The following is an 18320-nucleotide window of genomic DNA, read 5'->3' on the forward strand; positions in this document are numbered from 1 at the left end:
CCACTCTCATGTATAGACGGCTTCCTCACATGAAAGCCTTTTTCTCTTGTGATACCCATATTTCTGAAAGAAATTCTTCTGTCTACAACATATCATATTTGCCCGTAATTCTGAATGAAGATGACTGACGGTACGTGATTTTGTCCTGACGCTCTGTTTGTTTGTGATATTAGTTGACAACTTTCTATCTAAAATGATTTGAGCTGATAACATAAATTGCATATCAGAGAGGTTAACAGTGATTGTCCATTTATTTATTCATCTTCACCAAGAGCTTTAGTTCTCAATAAAGGAGACTTAGTGGATATGAACATAGACGATAACCAGTTTGAAGCATTGCAAAAAATCGCCGAAAGGATTCACAAGCCTGTCTATTTGTGTAACCAGCATGGACGTATTCTCTGCAACTCGCACACCATGATCACGAGCCCAGATTGGATTCGCATTCTCCCCTTTTTCCAAAGAAGGACACCCCATTATTTTTCGATGATATATGCGATGCAAACCTTTTCCGTCTTTCCGATTGATCTAACCGAACAAACATGTGAGTATGTGGTCATCCCTTCCTTCATTCCTCCGCTGGATGAAACACTGCAAGTCTTCATTGCACAAGCAGTAAACGAAATCTCAATTGCGCGAATGAGACAATATACTGCCCAGCAAACGGCCAAGCGTGCCAGAAATGAAGGGTTTCGCAGATGGATAGAGGGTGCATCGTATTCTCAGCAAGACGCTGCATACATTGCGAAGGCTTTTGGATTAAATGTAGATAGCAGCTATCTATGCATGATCTGTCAGCTTGATCATTGTCATGAGACCACTCATTTTTTGAACCAGCAACTGATGTTAGATCAAGTCGTTGATCTACTTGACAGCGCACTTCCAAGCTCTCCTTTTCCTTCCTTTCTGTTTGTCAAAGGTGATATGGGCATTGTATTAATGGAAGAGACAGGCAGTTGGTCAAAGATGAGTGGCAGACTCCTCTCTTTTTTGAAACAGTTGCAGATGCTCGTTAGCATACAAGCGAATCACACCATTTCCTTTGGCGTGAGCTTGACTAGTTGTCGCACCACCCATCTGTCTGAGGGCTACAGTGAAGCATTAGAGGCTCTTCAAGCCGGACATCTCTCGTCGCAGGCGGAATATATTCAGTTCTATCAGGCAAAGGATGTGCCAGATTTATTGAAGCTTATTCCAAGAAAGGATTTAGTCACGTTTCACCAGATGCACCTTCACCCGTTATATGAAGCTGGTCAAAACCTCCTCCACACCTTATCTGTCTATTTAGAAACGCATTGCCACATTTCAGAAACAGCGAAACGTTTGTCTATTCATCGCAACACGGTCATTTATCGATTGGAGAAGTGTGAGGAGCTGCTTCGGATCAGCTTAAAAGACCCTGAAGCCACATTAAGGCTGCGCTTAGCATTACGTATTCAGATGCTTCTCTCACCCCATCCTGATTGAATGTTTTCTTCCGAAGCTTCATATAGTTTGGAGGAGAAAAGTGATACACGAGGAGGCAAAAATCGCTTTGCAGATATTTCGTTGAATCAGTGGATGGCCTTAACCCCTCCTCAATTAGTGAAAGAGCATTTACATGTAGATGATGCCATGATTCGTGCGCTTCATAAAGAAAAATCACCTATTGTTACATATAAAAGGTGATGACCATTATAAAAAAACCGATCAATTTGTGCTGATCGGTTTTTTTATAAACAAATTTTAAGAAATTGCAGAAGTATGCTGCACTTTTTTCCCCCACACGATGGATGCAATGAAGCTTATGCAAAGCACTAGTGTTCCGAGCATAAAAGGAAACTCTATATTCACATCAAATAGTATGCCCGCAAGGCTCGGTCCGACAATATTGGCAAGGCTCATAAAGGATGTATTAAGGCCGCCAGCTACTCCTTGCTGATTACCTGCCATTTTGGACAGCAATGTATTGAGGGCTGGACGAACAAATGATGTAGCCGACAAAAATAAAATAGAGCCTGCAAAGATCAGCCAAAAGGACGGTGCAACACGGCAGACGATGAGCATCAAAGCCGCTCCTAGCAGAGCATAACGCACGACGCGCATTTCACCGAATCGTTTCACACAGGCATTCACCAACGCACCTTGGACAAGCACTCCAGCAAGACCCGCAACCGTAATCACAAACGCAATATCCTTCGGTGTAAATCCATGTTTTTGGTCTACATATAAGCCGAAAATCGATTCAAAGTGAATGATGCCAAAATTGAGGACAAACGCCAATATAAACAAAAAACCGTAGGATGTCTTTAAAGCTTGCATCATTTGCACAAAAGGGTTGAAATGAATGTCTTTGTTTAACCGCGCTTCTTCCTGCTTTTCCTTTGTTAAAGTTTCAGGTAAAAACAGGATGGATAACAGGGTAGAAAGAGCTGCAAAGGAACCTGCGATGAGAAAAGGAAAAGCGATTCCATACTCGACCAAATAGCCGCCTACGCCTGGTCCAATAACAAAGCCTAACGTCATTGCTGCACTAAATAGCCCCATTCCTTTCCCTCGGTCCTTCTCACTTGTGATATCAGCAATGTATGCAAACATGGCTGGCATGAGTAAAGCTCCGGCCGCACCGCCTAAAAAACGTGATACAAACAGCATCCACAGCTGATCAGCAAATGCAAAAATAAACTGGGCAATGGTAAAGCCGGCAATCCCGGCAATGATCAATTTTCTACGTCCAAATCGATCGGTCAGTGCGCCTGCAACCGGCGATAAAGCAAATTGTGTAAGACCTGTTGCAGCGACAAGAAAACCGAGTGTTTTTCCTGTTGCGCCAAAGGCTTCAATGTAACTTGGCATGACAGGGACAATGAGGCCAAAGCCAAGCATGGCAATAAAAATATTGAGCATCAAAATGTATAATCTGCCCATTTTCTTCATATCAAAAAACCTCTTTCTGCAAAATAAATGAAAATGATGTCAAAAACTCAGAACTTCTTCAGTATAGCGATATCACTGTCTATAAGTCTAGTTTTTCAAAAATTAGTTTTCTTTTCCAAATAAAAAATACCCGCAAATAGCGAGTATCCGTATGACTTTATTCACTTTGTTCATAGATAGAAAGAGCCGCCTGAAGCCCTGCTCCGCAATGGATGGATGCACCGTGTTTGATTAGAATCGCTTCCAGCCCTGCTAACACAAACAGCACGTTTTCTTTTCTGCAGCTATAGCCCATTGTGCCAATTCTCCATATACGTCCGGCTAGCGGTCCAAAGGAGCTTGCGATTTCAATGCCAAAATGCTTAAGTAGATCGGCACGTACCGCTTCTCCATCAATACCACTTGGAATCTCAATACATGTCACAACTGGCATTTTACAATGTGGATCACCGAACAATTCAAGTCCCATCGCTTCAAGACCTTTCATCAAGGCTTTCTCGTGATATGCGTGCCTTTGAAAACGCTCAGACAGTCCTTCTTCCAGCACAACACGAACCCCTTCTCGAAGTGCATAGAGCATCGTTGTCGCTTCTGTATGATGATTTAATCGTCTAGGGCTCCAATAATCCTGGAGCTGGCTGAGATCAAAGTAATTGCTTTTAATTGGAGAAATATCCATTTGCTCCTGCAATTCATCCTGTGTCGCAATTCCCTTTTCCACTTTCTTTCTCGATTCAACGACAGCTGCCACCCGGTCATTATACGTGATAGGTGACATGCCTGATGGAACAGACAAGCACTTCTGCGTACCGCCAATCGCCGCATCAATCTTCCATTCGTCCACTTTCACCTGGGCCCCGCCAATGGTTGCTACAGCGTCTACAATGAACAGTGCATCGAGTTCTCGGCACGCTTCACCAATTTGCTCAAGCGGCTGCAACCGCCCCGTGGATGTTTCACCATGGACCATCGCAACGATTCTAGGCTTGACCTGCTTCATTTCCTGAATGATATCGCTAGGATCAAAAACCGTTCCCCATTCACATTCCATTGTATGTACCTCAGCACCATAGCGCTGTCCTATTTCAATGAGCAGATGACCGAAGCGGCCAAAGACAGGCACAAGCATCGAATCTCCCGGCTCAATGACACTGGCAAGCACAGCTTCAAGCCCTGAACGAGACGTGCCGTCAATCGGAAAAGCCCATTCATTTTCTGTTTGGAAAAGCGACCGCAATAAGGTCATCGTTTCATTCATGATATGTGTAAATGCTGGATCAAATTGACCGAGAATTGGGGTACTCATCACACGGAGCACTCTCGGGTCTACTTCAACAGGTCCTGGTGTCATAATCGTTCTTGAAGGTATTTGCAGTTCTTTCACGTTATCCATCCTCTCCCTTGCTGCCATCCTATATGCCCACTTATACAGCAATGCTGTTAAAATAGCAATCTCTTTTCCTACGAATTCATTACATAAAATTTACGATAAATCCATTTATTTCTTTCTGACAATATGATAGAAATAAAGAGAATACATTCCCTATTAAGGAGGAAATCGAATGAAGAGAACCTTATTTGGAACTGTGGCTGCCGGAATCATGATATTCGGCACATTAGCCGCCCCGCTGCCTTCAGCTGTGAATGCTCAAAGCTTTACTCTGAATGAACCGAGCCAAACCATCACATTTTCCCCGTTACAGCTTCAAAACGAAACATCTGCACAACAAGCGAAAACAGCCGCTACAAGTCAAATCGATTCCTATTATCAATCTGCTAATGGCAAATCAGGACCCGCTCTAAAGAAAGCTTTACACGATATTATTGATGATCATAAGCAGCTATCCTACAGCCAGGTTTGGGATGCCTTAAAGAAAACAGATGAAGATCCAAAGAATCCAAGCAATGTGCTCTTGCTCTATAGCGGTGTCTCTCGCTCAAAGCAAGCGAATGGCGGAAATGTTGGCCAGTGGAACCGGGAGCATGTCTGGGCTAAGTCACACGGCAACTTTGGGACAAGCCAGGGCCCCGGTACAGATCTCCATCATCTGCGGGCAACAGACGTACAAACGAATAGTACACGTGGAAATTTAGATTTTGATCTGGGCGGAAATGAATACAAGGGGGCACCGGGTAATTTCTACGATAGCGACTCATTCGAACCTCATAGCCGGGTGAAAGGGGATGTGGCAAGAATGCTCTTTTATATGGCAGTGCGGTACGAGGGCGATGACCGCTTTCCAGATTTAGAATTAAACGACAAAGTGAATAATGGAAGCGCCCCTCTTCACGGCAAAATGTCCGTACTTCTCAAGTGGCACAAACAAGATCCAGTCGATCAAATCGAACGGAACCGCAACGAGATCATTTATGAAACGTATCAGAACAACCGCAATCCCTTTATCGATCACCCAGAATGGGCAAGTACGATTTGGGAATAAAAAAGAAAGGCACTGCTACGAGCAAGCAGTGCCTTTCTTTTTTTCAAGCGGACAGACAAGACAATAATCGAGACTCTCCGATTTTTTCTCGAGCTTATAATACATACAGCAGGTCTTTCGGTTGGATGTTTCTAGTAAGCTGTCATCTAAGTTTAAGCTGTTGTGAAATGGATTTTGTTTTGCTCCGAATACATCACCAGCCGCTTGCTTCAGATACAGATAATCCTCCTGCACGCGCTGCTTCACCGCAGGCTCTTCGGCCTCCCGCATCATGCTGCGATAAAGAGAATTGATACGAACCGCTACATTTTCCCATAAAATTGAATACGGAAGTCTTGAAGTACGTTTCAGTACATCTAAAAGAGGTGTAACACACTCCGTAAACAGCGCATGCACAACCTGCTCTCTCCATTCATGCCGATCTCCTTCTAGTGGAACAAACGAACATAACGTCTCATCAATTTCAATTTTCCGATCCTCTCTAAAGGCACATGCCTCCGGTGGAAACTGATAGACACCGTCATACAGCGTCATCATGTACAAAGAGGAACTGACGGCTAAGTAGGCATAACGCTTTGAAAACATCGACGCTGCCACCGCCAAATTCGGTGCTTGCATGGCTTCCTTTTCAGCCTCTAATAAACGCAGGACAGATGCTTCTGAAAAAAGCGCAGCAAGTGTGCGGTCAGATGTCATTGGTCCATTTGTGATGTGTACCCCGAAATCAAGTAATTCTCTCTCAACCCACTCTGGCCTCATATCAAAACCTCCATCTTTCGTTTATCGATTTCGCTGCTGGTATAACAAATAAATAAAGAACGGTGCACCAATTGCAGCCGTGAATACACCTGCTGGTACATCTAACGGTAGAAAAGCCGTTCTAGCGACTAAATCTGCCAGCATCACGAGAATACTTCCAACAAGCGCAGATGCCGGCACCAGCGCAATGAAGGAACGGCCGATGATCATCCGTGCGACATGCGGCGCCATCAGTCCAACAAATTCAATACCGCCTGCAAAGGCAACGGCAATCCCCGCCAATGTCACACTCATCAGTAGAAAGAATAACCGTTTTGCCTGCACTTTTACCCCGAGGCCTGTTGCGAGATCATCTCCAAGCTCCTTCACATTCATCGTTCTTGCTAACACCATGACAATCGGTAAAATGATCATGATCCAAGGAAGCATCGACGTGACGTCCTTCATCGTAGAACCATATAAACTGCCCGTCAGCCAAATATATGACTTTGTCGTCGTCATCGTATCACTAAGAACAAGAGTAAATGTCACACACGCCTTCATAATGGCAGAAATCCCAATTCCCATTAGGACAAGTGTGATCGGCTTGACTCCTTTTTTCCATGAAAGCAAATAAATGAGGCACGATACGGCAAAAGCCCCTGCAATCGCCCATAAGGATTGGTACGCAATAGGCACAGTGCCCATCCAAAAGACAATAAACATAATCGCCCCAAACGAAGCACCACTCGTAATCCCAATGATGTCAGGCGATGCAAGCGGATTGCGGATTAATCCTTGCAAAATAAGCCCTGATACCGCAAGCGCGGCCCCCACTAAGACAGCCAGCAGTGTTCTTGGAATCCTCAGCGTATTGAGCACAAAGGTGTTTCCCTCTCCCTGACCGATTAAATGAAGCAGCACATCCATCGGCTGAATAAACCGGCTGCCCATACAGAGACTGAGAATAAATAATCCAAAAGCAACGGCCGTCAATAAAAGTAAAATCAAAAACGTCCGCTTTGAAAATTGAAATGAAATGCGCCCGCCCTTTGAACGCACTGTATATGTTTTAGCCACCTGTCTTCAACCCCTTGCGCACGAGATAAACAAATAGAGGCGCTCCTGCTACCGCCGTCATGACACCAATCGGCACTTCCTGCGGCATGATCAGAAAACGAGCCGCAAGGTCTGCGACAAGTAAAAGCGACGCTCCCACAACGGCACAATACGGCAGTACCCAGCGGTGGTCAGGTCCGACAAGCTTTTTCACAATATGCGGCACTAGAAAACCAACAAACCCAATCGATCCTGCGACAGCGACGGAACCACCTGCTAAAAAGACGACGAGTACCCCCATCGTAATTTTCAGCAGCAGCGTACGCTGGCCAAGTCCCTTCGCAATATCATCACCTGACAAAAGGACATTGATGGAGCGTCCAAGAAGCAGCGCCACAACTGTTGCCCCTAAAATATAAGGCAAAACAGGCAGCAGCATATCAATGCTTCTTCCAGACACTGAACCCGCCATCCAAAACAGGATGCTTTGAATCGACTGTTCATTCACGATTAAAAGACCTTGTGTAAAGGACGCAAACAGTGCAGATATCGCCGCACCTGCAAGGACAATTTTGACCGGTGTCAATCCATCTCTTCCAATGGAGCCCAAGAGAAAAACGAGCATCCCTGCAATCGCAGCACCTAAAAACGCTGTCCACATATAGCCTGTTAATGACTCTGTTGAAAAGAAAACAATCGAAATGACGATAAAAAATAGTCCACCTGCATTAATGCCTAACAAATCTGGTGCCGCAAGCGGGTTTCTCGTTAATGCCTGCATGAGTGCACCTGAAATGGCTAGACTTGATCCAACAACCGCTGCGATTAAAGCTCTTGATAATCTGGATGTCATGACAATGACACTGTTTGGATCCGATTCATCAAAATGAAGAAACGCATGGATGGTGGCTTTGAGGGAAATCGAGGTTTGCCCAAGAGAAATGCTGAGCATAAAAAAGACCAACATCAATACGACGAATCCAGCAAACAGCAGCGCCTTGCTAGAATCCTTTTTTAATAAACTTCTCATCTGATTCCCGCTTTCAATCTGTTATGGAAAAAAGGAGAAAATGGTTTTTCACATTTTCTCCTCTGCTATCCTTATTTATCAATTCCGAGACGATCATCAATATCATCAAGCATCATGTTTGCAGCGATAATACCGCCGCCCATGTTCCAAGTGATTTCATCGACTTTATGCACTTGTTTCGCTTTCACTGCGTCAAGCTGCTTCCATAAAGGATGACTTGTCCACTCTTTATATGCTTTTTCAACCGCTTTATCCTGATCATCCATGAAGTAATAGATCACATCTGCATTCATTTGTGGAATGCTCTCTTTGTCTGTAAGTGTAATGATGTCTTGCTTTTTATCTTTGACATTCTTAGGTCCTTCAAAGCCTAGCTCTGTTAAAATCGACCCTGCGAATCCAGTTTGATAGATTCTAGCATGATCTGCACGGAAGTTCACCACGGACACACTCATTGGCCAGTTTTTGATGTCTTTTTTCGCTTTTTCTTTGAAGTCAGCGACGCGGTCATCCCACTTCGTCAGCAATTCTTTTGATTTGTCTTGCTGGTTTAACGCTTCACCCATTAATTTCACTGTATCTTTAAATGTGAACACTGTTTCTGTTGCAACAGTTGGAGCGATTTCTTGCAGCTGATCAAAAATTTGCTCGTGGCGGACTTTTGATGCAATGATCAAATCAGGCTTGAGCTTTTCAATTTCCTCTAAGTTTGGCTGTGTTTCCTGCCCAACAATTTTGACATCCTTTAAGTCATCTCTTAAATATTTATACGTAGGTGCTTCAAGCCATGATTCAACAACACCCACTGGTTTAATGCCCATAGCGACTGCTGCATCTGTTGCTCCTTGGTACAGCGTCACCACACGTTTAGGCGATCCTTTTATTTCAGTTGAACCGATAGCGCTTTCAACGGTTCTTGTTTTTTCTTTACTAGCTGACTTGCCTTCACTGCTATTGTTCCCGCAAGCTGCAAGTAAAACGATGGAGAGCACAACTAGCAACGACCAAAAAGATTTTTTGAACATGTACCTCACCTATCCATTCTATATGTAGTCATATCGTTTGATAACGATTCTCATTATCACACTATGATTTTATCATAGAAAAGGATGGTGTCAATGTAAATTTTTAAGAAAAAGGGAGAGTGTTGACTAGTTGTTCTCATTATTGGAATGATTGGCCTCTCTTATGTTCCTCTGGATAAACATTTACATTGAATTCCTTTTTCGTACTCTACTCCATTAATGACGACTTATTGTTCATAATCAGACTTTCTCTATCAACCTAAAAAAGACGAACAGCAATCGTTCGTCTTCTTCCCTCACTTCACTTCTTCATGCTCCTGCGCGGTATGTCGTTTATTGGCGATAAAGAGTGCACAAGTCATCGCAAGAATGGCCAGCGCCCACCAGAACGTCGATACAGCCTCTTCATGATCGATGATAATCAATCGGATGACAGCTGTGATACCAATATAAATAAAATAGCGAAGCGGAAAATGAAAGTTTGATTTAAAGTATTTAATAATTAAGGCTATAAACTCAAAATACATAAAGAAGATCAGCAGTTCTCCAAGCATCCCATAATAGCTTTCTCCTTTGTTAAACAAAGTCTTGTAGACGAATTGGACAATATACCAAGTTTCACTAATTAAGAGGACGCTTAAAGCAATGGCTAGAAAGAACAGACAGATATTCAGTAGGCCTTGCAAGAGATCGGGTACCTTTTGGAAGTTGTTGAATCGTTTCATTGGGTAGTCTCTCCATTCCATATTATTCATTTGTGGTCTATATTTTGATGTGCCAGAATCGCAGCACGATGTAGTAAACAGCGTTCTTTTCCATCCTTTCAAACTGCCCGTGCATGCGGGACATCATTCGTTTAATGCTTCGTTCACCAAGTCCAGTGCTTTCCTGCATGTCATCTGTCTCTTTTATCGCATTGCTGACATGAATCTCAAAGATTTCTTGATCGGATAAAAACGTGAGATTGATGTCTTTTTTGGGATCGGCGTATTTAAGTAAGTTGGACATCAAATTATCAAACACTCGGCCAAGCTCCTCGACATTCACGTTGATATAGCTGTCAGGCAGTTCTCCTAACAGGTGTACTTTGAATTTCTCTTGATGCAAGATCGCCACCTGATCTGATAAGAGATCGTAAATGACCTCTTTGACTGCAACGGTCTCAAGCTCAGGTTCATGTTCTTTATCAAGTAGAAAATAGGCAAACAGATTATCAGACAGATTTTTCAATTTCAGTGCTTTCTCATAAGCATTGGCTATATATTGATCTTTACGGGTATCCGCTCCAGCCTCCTCTTTTTTCGCAAACTCCAAATTCATTATCAGCGACGTCAGCGGTGTCCTCATATCGTGTGACATTTCAGTAACCAGACTGCGGCTCTCTTCTTGCAGCTCGTCGATGGCTTGAAGCTTGTCCAGAAAAGCTTTTCGGAGATCCTCAATACTTTTGGCAATCATGGCTAATTCATCGTGCCCTTTCACCGTCATCTCATGGTTCAGCTCACCGCCTTCAAGAATATGAATCTCTTGGTGAATCGTTTGCAGATAGCATAAACTTTTGCGGATGCCAAGAAGAACAATGATGAGAAAAATAAGCGTCGCCCCGAGCAGCTCGAGTGTAAAGGCAAGATCGTGATAACGAAATGAATAGAAACCATCCACCATGACCCGGCCTTTACCGTCGCTAAACTGAACCGGATACGAATGATGCTCAGCGTACTGGGTCACCTTTTCTTTTCCGTACGCCGATTCATCAGCAGCGGAATAGATGGAGTCATATTGCAGCACTTCATCCTTGAAGATGGTCAAATTAATGTAATCCTCTTTTTTCACCCACTCACCAAACGCTTTTCGATCTGTTGAAGACAGCTCATTCTCAGACACATAGCGGCTGAATTTTTGAATATACCTGGCTGACTCCTCCTCGTAATACTCGTCCGAACTCAAGTATCCATCAATCAGGTCATTGGTGATCTTTTGCAGCGTCAAAAAGACAAGTCCGCTCACGACCGCAGCTGTCAAAATCAGCAGTGCCAGCTTTTTGGCTAGTGTATATTTACGATGTGCCAAATCGGTATCCTCTTCCCCATTCCGTTTTAACATATACAGGGCGGGCTGGATCATCTTCAATTTTGGCACGCAGCTTTCGAATATGCACCATCACCGTATTGTTGGAACAATAGAAATAAGGCTGTCCCCACACGCTCTCATAAATATTTTGGGCTGAAAAGATTTTGTTTCGCCTGCTCATGAGCAGCTTCAACATTCGATATTCTAAATCAGACAGCTTGATTTGCTGACTTTCTTTCCACACTTCATTAAATTCTTCGCTCACCCTCAGCTTGCCCCCAACAAGAAAAGTTTCTTCCTGCTCCTTCTTTTCCTGATAGACGGTATACCTGCGTAATTGTGCAATCACTCTAGCATGGAGCTCCTCTTGTGAAAAAGGCTTTGTCATATAATCATCCCCGCCGGCGAGTAAGCCTTCGGTTTTATCGAATGTACTTGATTTGGCTGTCAGAAATAGAATCGGAACGTTAGAGGAGGCTCTCATCTGCTGGCACGTTTCGATGCCTGAAATGCCTGGCATCATCACATCCAAAATCACCAAATCGAGCGAATCGTTCACAAGCTTCAATGCTTGCTCGCCATTCATCGCTCTCAGCACCTCATATCCTGCGCGTGTAAGGGATTCCTGCAAAAGGTCTCCAATATCCTGATCATCTTCTACGACTAATATTCGATGGTTCATATCTCTCTCACCTCATGATACGTGATGTACATTCTTTTATGTCTTTACTATATATCATCTAGCTATGTGAAAAGATACAGCATAAATCTTAACAGTTTATGAATATGACCATCTGCCATCAATTTGTCACATTCATTTTCAAAAAATTGGATCTTCATAAATTGTTAAGAATTGGGTCGTATATTGAATCATTGTAAGGATCGATGTGTTGATCCGAATGACATTTATCATAACAAGAAAAGGAGCATGGATATGAATGCAAACAAAGTAGCACACGGACAACCGATGAGTCTGCGGGATCGGGTTCATTTCTTAGACATTGTACGGGGATTTGCCTTATTGGGGATTATTCTGGTCAATTACTTTTTGATCGTGGATTCGGCGAAGGGGTTCGATATGGAAGCAAATGATGTTTTTCACAACTTGGTGAATTGGTTCGCCTCAGGGAAATTCATTACGTTGTTTTCTTTCCTATTCGGGGTTGGTTTTATGATTTTTATGGATCGAGCTGCTCAGAAGGTGGACAGCCCAAACAAGCTGTTTGCACGCAGGTTAACCATTCTCTTAGGAATTGGCCTTCTGCATGTCACCTTTGTTTGGATTGGTGATATTTTAACCCATTATGCTGCCGCTGGCTTTTTGTTACTTTTCTTTTACAAACGTAGAGCTAAAACCATCCTATACTGGCTGATCACACTCTTTGTCATACAATTGCTCACTCCTTTTTTCGCGATGCTGTTCAATAACATTAACACAGTATCATCAGGCAAGCCGGTTTTTGCTGATTTCGAGCTGGCCAGCCACAACAGCCTGACTTATCTAGCATCTATTGGTGATCGGTGGACAGATATGGTCACAATGGCTTCTGGTTCATTTTCTATCATCTATTCTATGTTCCTCATGTTTTTGCTTGGTGTGTATTTTGTGAAAATGGAGTTTTTCAAAAACATGGAGACGAAAAAAGCGATTTGGAATCGCATTTGGATCATTTTCACTATCGCGTTTATGATTACACAGAGCAGTACGATCATAGCAGCGGTCAATCCTGTTGAAAATACACTGTGGATGGACATGGCCTCTGCCCTTGAACAAAACGGTGGATTAACGGGCAGTATGTTCTATATGAGTACACTTGCGATGCTGTTTCTGCATGTTCCTCAGCTGCGAGGTGCTTTGATGGTTTTTACAAAAGTTGGACGAATGTCACTAACCTGTTATTTGCTTCACTCGATCATTGGAACCATGCTATTTCTAAAGTATGGAGCGGGGCTTGCCGACCATCTTCAGCCGGCTGGTACGTTCTTCATGGCTATTGGCGTGTATGTCTTCCTTGTGCTTTTCAGTACGTTATGGTTAAAACGGTTTAAGTATGGACCGATGGAATTTATCTGGCGGCAGCTGACGTATGGAAAGGCACATGATCAACCGAAAACAAATACAGTCACTGCGGCGAAGTAACTCACCGTGATAAAAACAGATAAGAAAAAGGCGAACTGTAGTGGTTCGCCTTTTCTGAAGTCTTTTATGGTTCAATACTGGTCGACCATTTCTTGCAATTGATTCAGATAACTTTCTTTTAATTCATCAGGGTATTCAATTTTCACATGTTTCCCAAATGAGATCAAATAGTGAGTCATATACGATAATTCTTCTTGGTTGTATCCACCCACAATATAAGGAGTATTCTCAATGATCTCCAATCTCATACTTGGGTAATGATTCTTCAAAAACTTTTCTTTTCCTTGTTCCGTTAATCGACATTTAAATGAGATATCATGATAAGTTTTTTCGTACTCGAGCTGCATTGCTTTTAATTCTTCCTTCGTATAGGTGTCTCTGCCTTCTTCTTCAATGATCAAGTCCTTCATAAAGTCACATCTATAGATGCCCCACTTTTTATTTTGAACATCATATGCTTTGGTGAACCAAATCCCATTTCGATAAAATAACTCAAGAAATTGCAGCCTGATCCTTTTATTTTCATTTTGAGTGTACGTCATCTTCACGATTTGATCTTCCCTCATCGCCTGTAAAAACAATTCCAAATGATTTTGTTCACTAACTGGTGCAACATTATAGTAATGAATCACTTCCAAAGTCTCCGTGATCATTTGTTTTCTCTCATCAGACATTGTGGCAAACAGTTTTTGCCGAATTTGTGAGTAGGATTTTTTAAATGGTGTTGCTGACACTAGGTCTAGCGCTTTAAGCGCGAAAAAAATAGCTTGAACTTCATCTATATTGAAATAAATAGGAACCATTGGAGATTGTTTCACCAGTCGATATCCTCCACTTCTTCCATTTTCAACATAAAAAGCTAAGCCCATGGACTCTAGCTCTTCCATATCTCTCAAAGCCGTACGTTTAGATATGCCAAATTCAGTTTCTAAATCTTTTAATTGAAATGAGTATTTATCACTTAAAAAAATGAGCTCTTGGTTTAATCGTTCTGATTTTTTCATTTGACTTTCCTTTTGAAAAGAGTGACATGTTTTGTCACCTTTATATTTTATACTCAGTTTATCAAAAGAAAAGGAGCATGTATATGCAAACATTAATCATTAACGCGCACCCTGATTTCACTCATCGAGAAAGTTATTCAAACAAACTGCAAACACTATTTTTAGAACAGTTTAAAGAAAGATTTCCTCATGAGGAACCAACGATTTTACATTTATATGGAACTGAAATTCCTCGTATCGAAAAAGAACAGCTGCTACGTATTTGGGATAAGCAAGCATCTGAACAAACATTAACAGCTACGGAAGAAAAAATTGCTGCTGCTTCTTCTGCTTTATTGGCTCAATTCAAAGCACATCATCGAATTGTGATTGTGTCACCTGTTCATAATTTCAATGTGACTTCACGAATGAAAGATTATATAGATAATATCTTTATTGCTAGAGAAACGTTCAAATATACAGAAGCTGGTTCAGTTGGTCTGATGACTGACGATTATCGTGTACTTTTGCTTCAAGCAAGCGGCTCAATTTTCACAAATAACGATCGATATACACCTCTGGAATTTTCACATCATTACCTAAAAGAAATATTTCAAAACTTGATGGGGTTTCATCAATTTCATATTGTCCGGGCACAAGGAACAGCGATTTTAGAGCAAGGTGCTATCTTACAATCTGCAGCTGATGATATGACGAAAACCTTAGATCAGTTTTATGCACCTATTTAACCTCTATTTTTCAAAAACAAAAAGACTCAAAACGAAAATCGTGCTTATTTGTAATAAAAATAACCTTTTTCGTTTTGGGGTGTTATAAAATCTTTCAGTTGGGCATAGGCGGGACCCCAAACAGTACGATTTTATTTCAATTACTACATACTTTTATTTATCCCACACTCTCATCTGCTAGTATGACTATTTTTTATGATGAATGCTGCCGTTTCACTCGGATGGCTAAGAGAAAAATGATGGCCATATGGAACAAAATCAACCTTCCCAAGGTGCGATGGAGCAGAATAGCCTTTGTCATAACCCCTCCAAATAATATGAAGATTATCCTTTGTGACTTCATTGAAATCACCTTGATCGGTTTTCAGTAGTAAACTGTTAAGCTGAACCGCCGTATTTAATATTCTAGGAGACGTAAAACTATTTCTGACTTTTTCAATATAATGTTCAGGGATGCTCTCCGTATTTTCAAACAAACCATTACTTAATAAATAACGCTCTATCATATTAGTAGTTGCCAATTTCAATGTCCATTTGTTCATAAATTGTGGAACATTTAGCGATTTAGCATGTTTTTAGCAACAGGCGGCTGAAGTAAAGTGATTGAATACTTCTTATCTATGTACTCTTGTACCAGTGCTTCCAGAAGAATATACGCACCGAATGAAAAAAGAACTCGAAACGCTACGCAAAAAGTATAGACCGTATGACGAATAAACAAAAAAGGACCAGGTACTCACTTTCAAATGAGCGCCTGGTTATTTATTTTGGCGACTAATCAATAATTCCTCTACCTGTGTCTTAAGGGCCTGATTAGCATATCTACCAATTAACTAAATCCAATAATTAATTTGATAACCCAAAATATTCATGTTATCATAAAATTGTAATATTTTACTAACTATAAGGGGGTTTTGTTTATGAAAAAAAAGTTATTACTCGTTCCTGTTATTTCTCTAGGATTGTTTAGTGGAATAACTGGTGGTGTATCTGCTGCTGAAACAGAAAATTATAGTCAAAATCAAACTCATTCTACTATCACATCTAGCAGTATTCATGATAAAGCTTTTGAACTAAAAAACGGCGGTATAGGTAGTTCTTATACCAACACTTATAACCCTATTAAATATTATAAATTTTATTTTGATGGTTTTGAGGGCGTCAGTGTAATATTTGATAGTAAGGGGTCTCATAAACTAAGCATATTAAACGGAAAATTTATCGAAGTTGGATCAGACTTTGCACTTTTTCCGGATCTAACTTTGGGTTGGAATTATCTTGAAGTAGTAGATACAAGACCTAGTCTTGGTGCATCATACTATAATTTAAAAATACAATGGGATTAATTTGTTAGTACATATTTAGAAAAAATACTTTTTAAATATTTATTTAAATTTGTGCATATAAGACCAAGTTGGCAATTAAGCTATCTTGGTCTTTCTTTATTTATTACGTCTTTGTTGTATTTTAATATACAATCTTACTAAACGGTTATTTGACATTGTTCAAATTATATATACTTTAAGTTTGAATTAGAAATGATAGTCTTTTTAATATTCATTGTAATTAAACCTTCACTTATTTACTTCGTGTGCAATGATAATTTTAAACCCCTCAAAATCACCACTTGTCATAGTGCTATTATCAAATTTTCTTAAACTAATATTTACCAATCCCCTTTTTATCGACTGCTTGTTGAAAATAATCACGTACTGTCCATCTGATAGATTAAAGGTTTTAGTGAAAGATAAGGTTGAGCTAAATAAAGATGAAGTGAAAAATTTTAGTTTGGATGAATTAAAACAAATACTCGATTACAGAAACCTATAAACACCAACGATGCAAAGATTATCAATTGTATTATATGCTTATGTACTTTTTGAGCGAAACAGGCTTGCGCATAAGCGAGGCGTTAGCTTTGAAGTGTAGGAATATTGAAGGTAATTGAAGGACAGGTTAGATGGAATAACAGCAATAAAGCAACTATAATAACCTTAAAAACACATCATCTTATCGCACTATAGAAATAAATGATGCAGTATTAAAAGAACTTAAAAAATTCAAGTTGAAACAGAATGAAATGATATTACGTAATAAATCATTTAATAAAACTAGTGATAATATCATCTTTCAAAATTATCTTGGCAATTATTTAACACCTTCTACATTACGTGAAACTATTGTAAAAAAGCTGGGGTAGATTATAAAGAAACGCATTGTTTCGGACATACCCAATCAGTTTTACTTTTAGAATCAGGAGCCAGTTTAAAATTTGTTTCTAACCGATTAGAGCATAAAACAATTAAAACAACTTCTAATACTTACTTAGATATTACTGAGAAAATAGAAGGAGACGAACTAAAAAAGTTCGCCTCCTATACAAAAGATAAAATCTGAATCGGCACCGCCGATTTTCATTATTCTTTCAAAACCTCTAATACCCTTATATATCAGGCCTTTCAGGTGTATTACCCGATACTGCCTTCCATCTCGACCATATTGACACGAAAATAATACCTAATGGCGCAAGAAACGCAGTAATATGAAGGGTTATGCAGACCCTTCTTTTTTTATTTTTTATATTATTTTGAGTTTTTGGTATCACATTCGGTATCACGAAAACAGGAAGCGCATCATCGCACCTTCACGGTATTTACAAAGATTAATTACTTCCTTTCACCTGAACATTATCAACTATCCACCCATCTTTTTCTTTTTTCAATTCTGTTTGAATAATCAACTCCTGTTTCGTTGTCACAGCATTCACCGTAAGCGCAATTTTTGCTTCATTAAGGTATAATTCATGCTTTTCATCAACTTTCTTTGAATAACTTTCTAAAGAAAGTAAATCCCCCCGCATGGTTACACTATGTTTCTTTGGAGCCTTCGAGGGAAACGCATAACTCATCGCTTTATCCGTTGCCAACTTTCGAACCGCCTTCTCCCTATCATCAGCATCTTCATATTGGAAGAACGCTTCAAAAAACTTTTGATTCATGTCAGCAGCTTCCGAATTTGTCATATGATTCATTTTATTCTCGATCTTTTGTTTTTCTTTTAGAGCTTGATTTTTTTCAGCACTTAACTTGTTGTATGTCATGTAATAACTCGTAATCCCTAAAATCAAAATCACACCACCCAATACCCAAAATACTTTTTTCATAAAATC

Annotated in this window: 16 protein-coding genes and 2 pseudogenes; 6 read left to right on the forward strand and 12 right to left on the reverse strand. The window is 40.7% G+C overall.

The features are described from left to right. Window positions 1-306: 306 nt before the first annotated feature. Together MKZ03_RS14895 and MKZ03_RS14900 are read left to right on the forward strand one after the other, a co-directional pair. Complete coding sequence (locus MKZ03_RS14895) at window positions 307-1467, forward strand: PucR family transcriptional regulator (protein ID WP_307500198.1); 1161 nt, start codon at window positions 307-309, stop codon at window positions 1465-1467. Between the two features lie 60 nt (window positions 1468-1527). Next, window positions 1528-1668: pseudogene (locus tag MKZ03_RS14900) on the forward strand (oxalate decarboxylase); the annotation flags it as partial. Between the two features lie 57 nt (window positions 1669-1725). Here MKZ03_RS14900 and MKZ03_RS14905 read toward each other — a convergent pair. Together MKZ03_RS14905 and MKZ03_RS14910 are read right to left on the reverse strand one after the other, a co-directional pair. Then, on the reverse strand, window positions 1726-2916 hold the full coding sequence (locus MKZ03_RS14905) for an MFS transporter (protein WP_066030441.1): 1191 nt from the start codon (window positions 2914-2916) through the stop codon (window positions 1726-1728). 157 nt (window positions 2917-3073) lie between these two features. Further along, entirely contained in the window at window positions 3074-4309 is a 1236-nt protein-coding gene (locus tag MKZ03_RS14910; protein WP_307500694.1) for a pyridoxal-phosphate-dependent aminotransferase family protein, read from the reverse strand. 169 nt (window positions 4310-4478) lie between these two features. On the opposite strand from MKZ03_RS14910, the gene MKZ03_RS14915 reads away from it, so the two are divergent. Beyond that, window positions 4479-5357 carry an endonuclease I family protein gene (locus MKZ03_RS14915; RefSeq protein WP_341032266.1) on the forward strand — a complete coding sequence of 293 codons (879 nt, stop codon included), beginning with the start codon at window positions 4479-4481 and terminating at the stop codon, window positions 5355-5357. Window positions 5358-5372: 15 nt separating this feature from the next. Here MKZ03_RS14915 and MKZ03_RS14920 read toward each other — a convergent pair whose 3' ends face one another. From MKZ03_RS14920 to MKZ03_RS14950, 7 genes are all read right to left on the reverse strand, one after another. After that, window positions 5373-6116: an IucA/IucC family C-terminal-domain containing protein gene (locus MKZ03_RS14920; RefSeq protein ID WP_307500201.1), complete on the reverse strand. Its 744-nt coding sequence runs from the start codon at window positions 6114-6116 to the stop codon at window positions 5373-5375. 21 nt (window positions 6117-6137) lie between these two features. Further along, window positions 6138-7175 (reverse strand): FecCD family ABC transporter permease, encoded by a 1038-nt coding sequence (locus MKZ03_RS14925; RefSeq protein WP_106030459.1) that lies wholly within the window; start codon window positions 7173-7175, stop codon window positions 6138-6140. Continuing rightward, window positions 7168-8184, reverse strand: coding sequence for a FecCD family ABC transporter permease (locus MKZ03_RS14930; RefSeq protein ID WP_307500203.1), 1017 nt, complete (start codon window positions 8182-8184; stop codon window positions 7168-7170). Before MKZ03_RS14930 ends, MKZ03_RS14925 begins: the two co-directional genes overlap by 8 nt. A gap of 71 nt (window positions 8185-8255) precedes the next feature. After that, window positions 8256-9209 carry an ABC transporter substrate-binding protein gene (locus MKZ03_RS14935; protein WP_307500204.1) on the reverse strand — a complete coding sequence of 318 codons (954 nt, stop codon included), beginning with the start codon at window positions 9207-9209 and terminating at the stop codon, window positions 8256-8258. 296 nt (window positions 9210-9505) lie between these two features. Then, complete coding sequence (gene psiE / locus MKZ03_RS14940) at window positions 9506-9934, reverse strand: phosphate-starvation-inducible protein PsiE (RefSeq protein WP_034659895.1); 429 nt, start codon at window positions 9932-9934, stop codon at window positions 9506-9508. A gap of 37 nt (window positions 9935-9971) precedes the next feature. Next, window positions 9972-11279, reverse strand: a complete 1308-nt coding sequence (locus tag MKZ03_RS14945; protein ID WP_340973675.1) for a sensor histidine kinase — start codon at window positions 11277-11279, stop codon at window positions 9972-9974. Then, the gene (locus MKZ03_RS14950; protein WP_307500206.1) at window positions 11266-11961 is read right to left on the reverse strand and encodes a response regulator transcription factor; all 696 of its coding nucleotides are present in this window, start codon (window positions 11959-11961) and stop codon (window positions 11266-11268) included. Before MKZ03_RS14950 ends, MKZ03_RS14945 begins: the two co-directional genes overlap by 14 nt. A gap of 252 nt (window positions 11962-12213) precedes the next feature. Here MKZ03_RS14950 and MKZ03_RS14955 point away from each other — a divergent pair, with 252 nt between their 5' ends. Next, window positions 12214-13419 (forward strand): DUF418 domain-containing protein, encoded by a 1206-nt coding sequence (locus tag MKZ03_RS14955; protein WP_341032271.1) that lies wholly within the window; start codon window positions 12214-12216, stop codon window positions 13417-13419. Window positions 13420-13490: 71 nt separating this feature from the next. On the opposite strand, the gene MKZ03_RS14960 is transcribed toward MKZ03_RS14955, so the two are convergent. Then, on the reverse strand, window positions 13491-14423 hold the full coding sequence (locus MKZ03_RS14960; protein ID WP_341032272.1) for a helix-turn-helix transcriptional regulator: 933 nt from the start codon (window positions 14421-14423) through the stop codon (window positions 13491-13493). Between the two features lie 83 nt (window positions 14424-14506). Between MKZ03_RS14960 and MKZ03_RS14965 the strand changes: the two genes are divergently transcribed. Continuing rightward, the gene (locus MKZ03_RS14965; protein WP_341032275.1) at window positions 14507-15151 is read left to right on the forward strand and encodes an FMN-dependent NADH-azoreductase; all 645 of its coding nucleotides are present in this window, start codon (window positions 14507-14509) and stop codon (window positions 15149-15151) included. 170 nt (window positions 15152-15321) lie between these two features. On the opposite strand, the pseudogene MKZ03_RS14970 reads toward MKZ03_RS14965, so the two are convergent. Beyond that, window positions 15322-15818, reverse strand: a pseudogene (locus MKZ03_RS14970) (alpha/beta fold hydrolase); the annotation flags it as partial. A gap of 253 nt (window positions 15819-16071) precedes the next feature. Here MKZ03_RS14970 and MKZ03_RS14975 point away from each other — a divergent pair. Next, entirely contained in the window at window positions 16072-16497 is a 426-nt protein-coding gene (locus MKZ03_RS14975) for a hypothetical protein (RefSeq protein ID WP_341032278.1), read from the forward strand. Window positions 16498-17813: 1316 nt separating this feature from the next. Here MKZ03_RS14975 and MKZ03_RS14985 read toward each other — a convergent pair. After that, the gene (locus MKZ03_RS14985) at window positions 17814-18314 is read right to left on the reverse strand and encodes a hypothetical protein (protein WP_341032280.1); all 501 of its coding nucleotides are present in this window, start codon (window positions 18312-18314) and stop codon (window positions 17814-17816) included. Window positions 18315-18320 lie beyond the last annotated feature (6 nt).

This window comes from Bacillus sp. FSL R5-0431 (assembly GCF_038002985.1).
In the GTDB taxonomy this organism is placed as follows: domain Bacteria; phylum Bacillota; class Bacilli; order Bacillales; family Bacillaceae; genus Bacillus.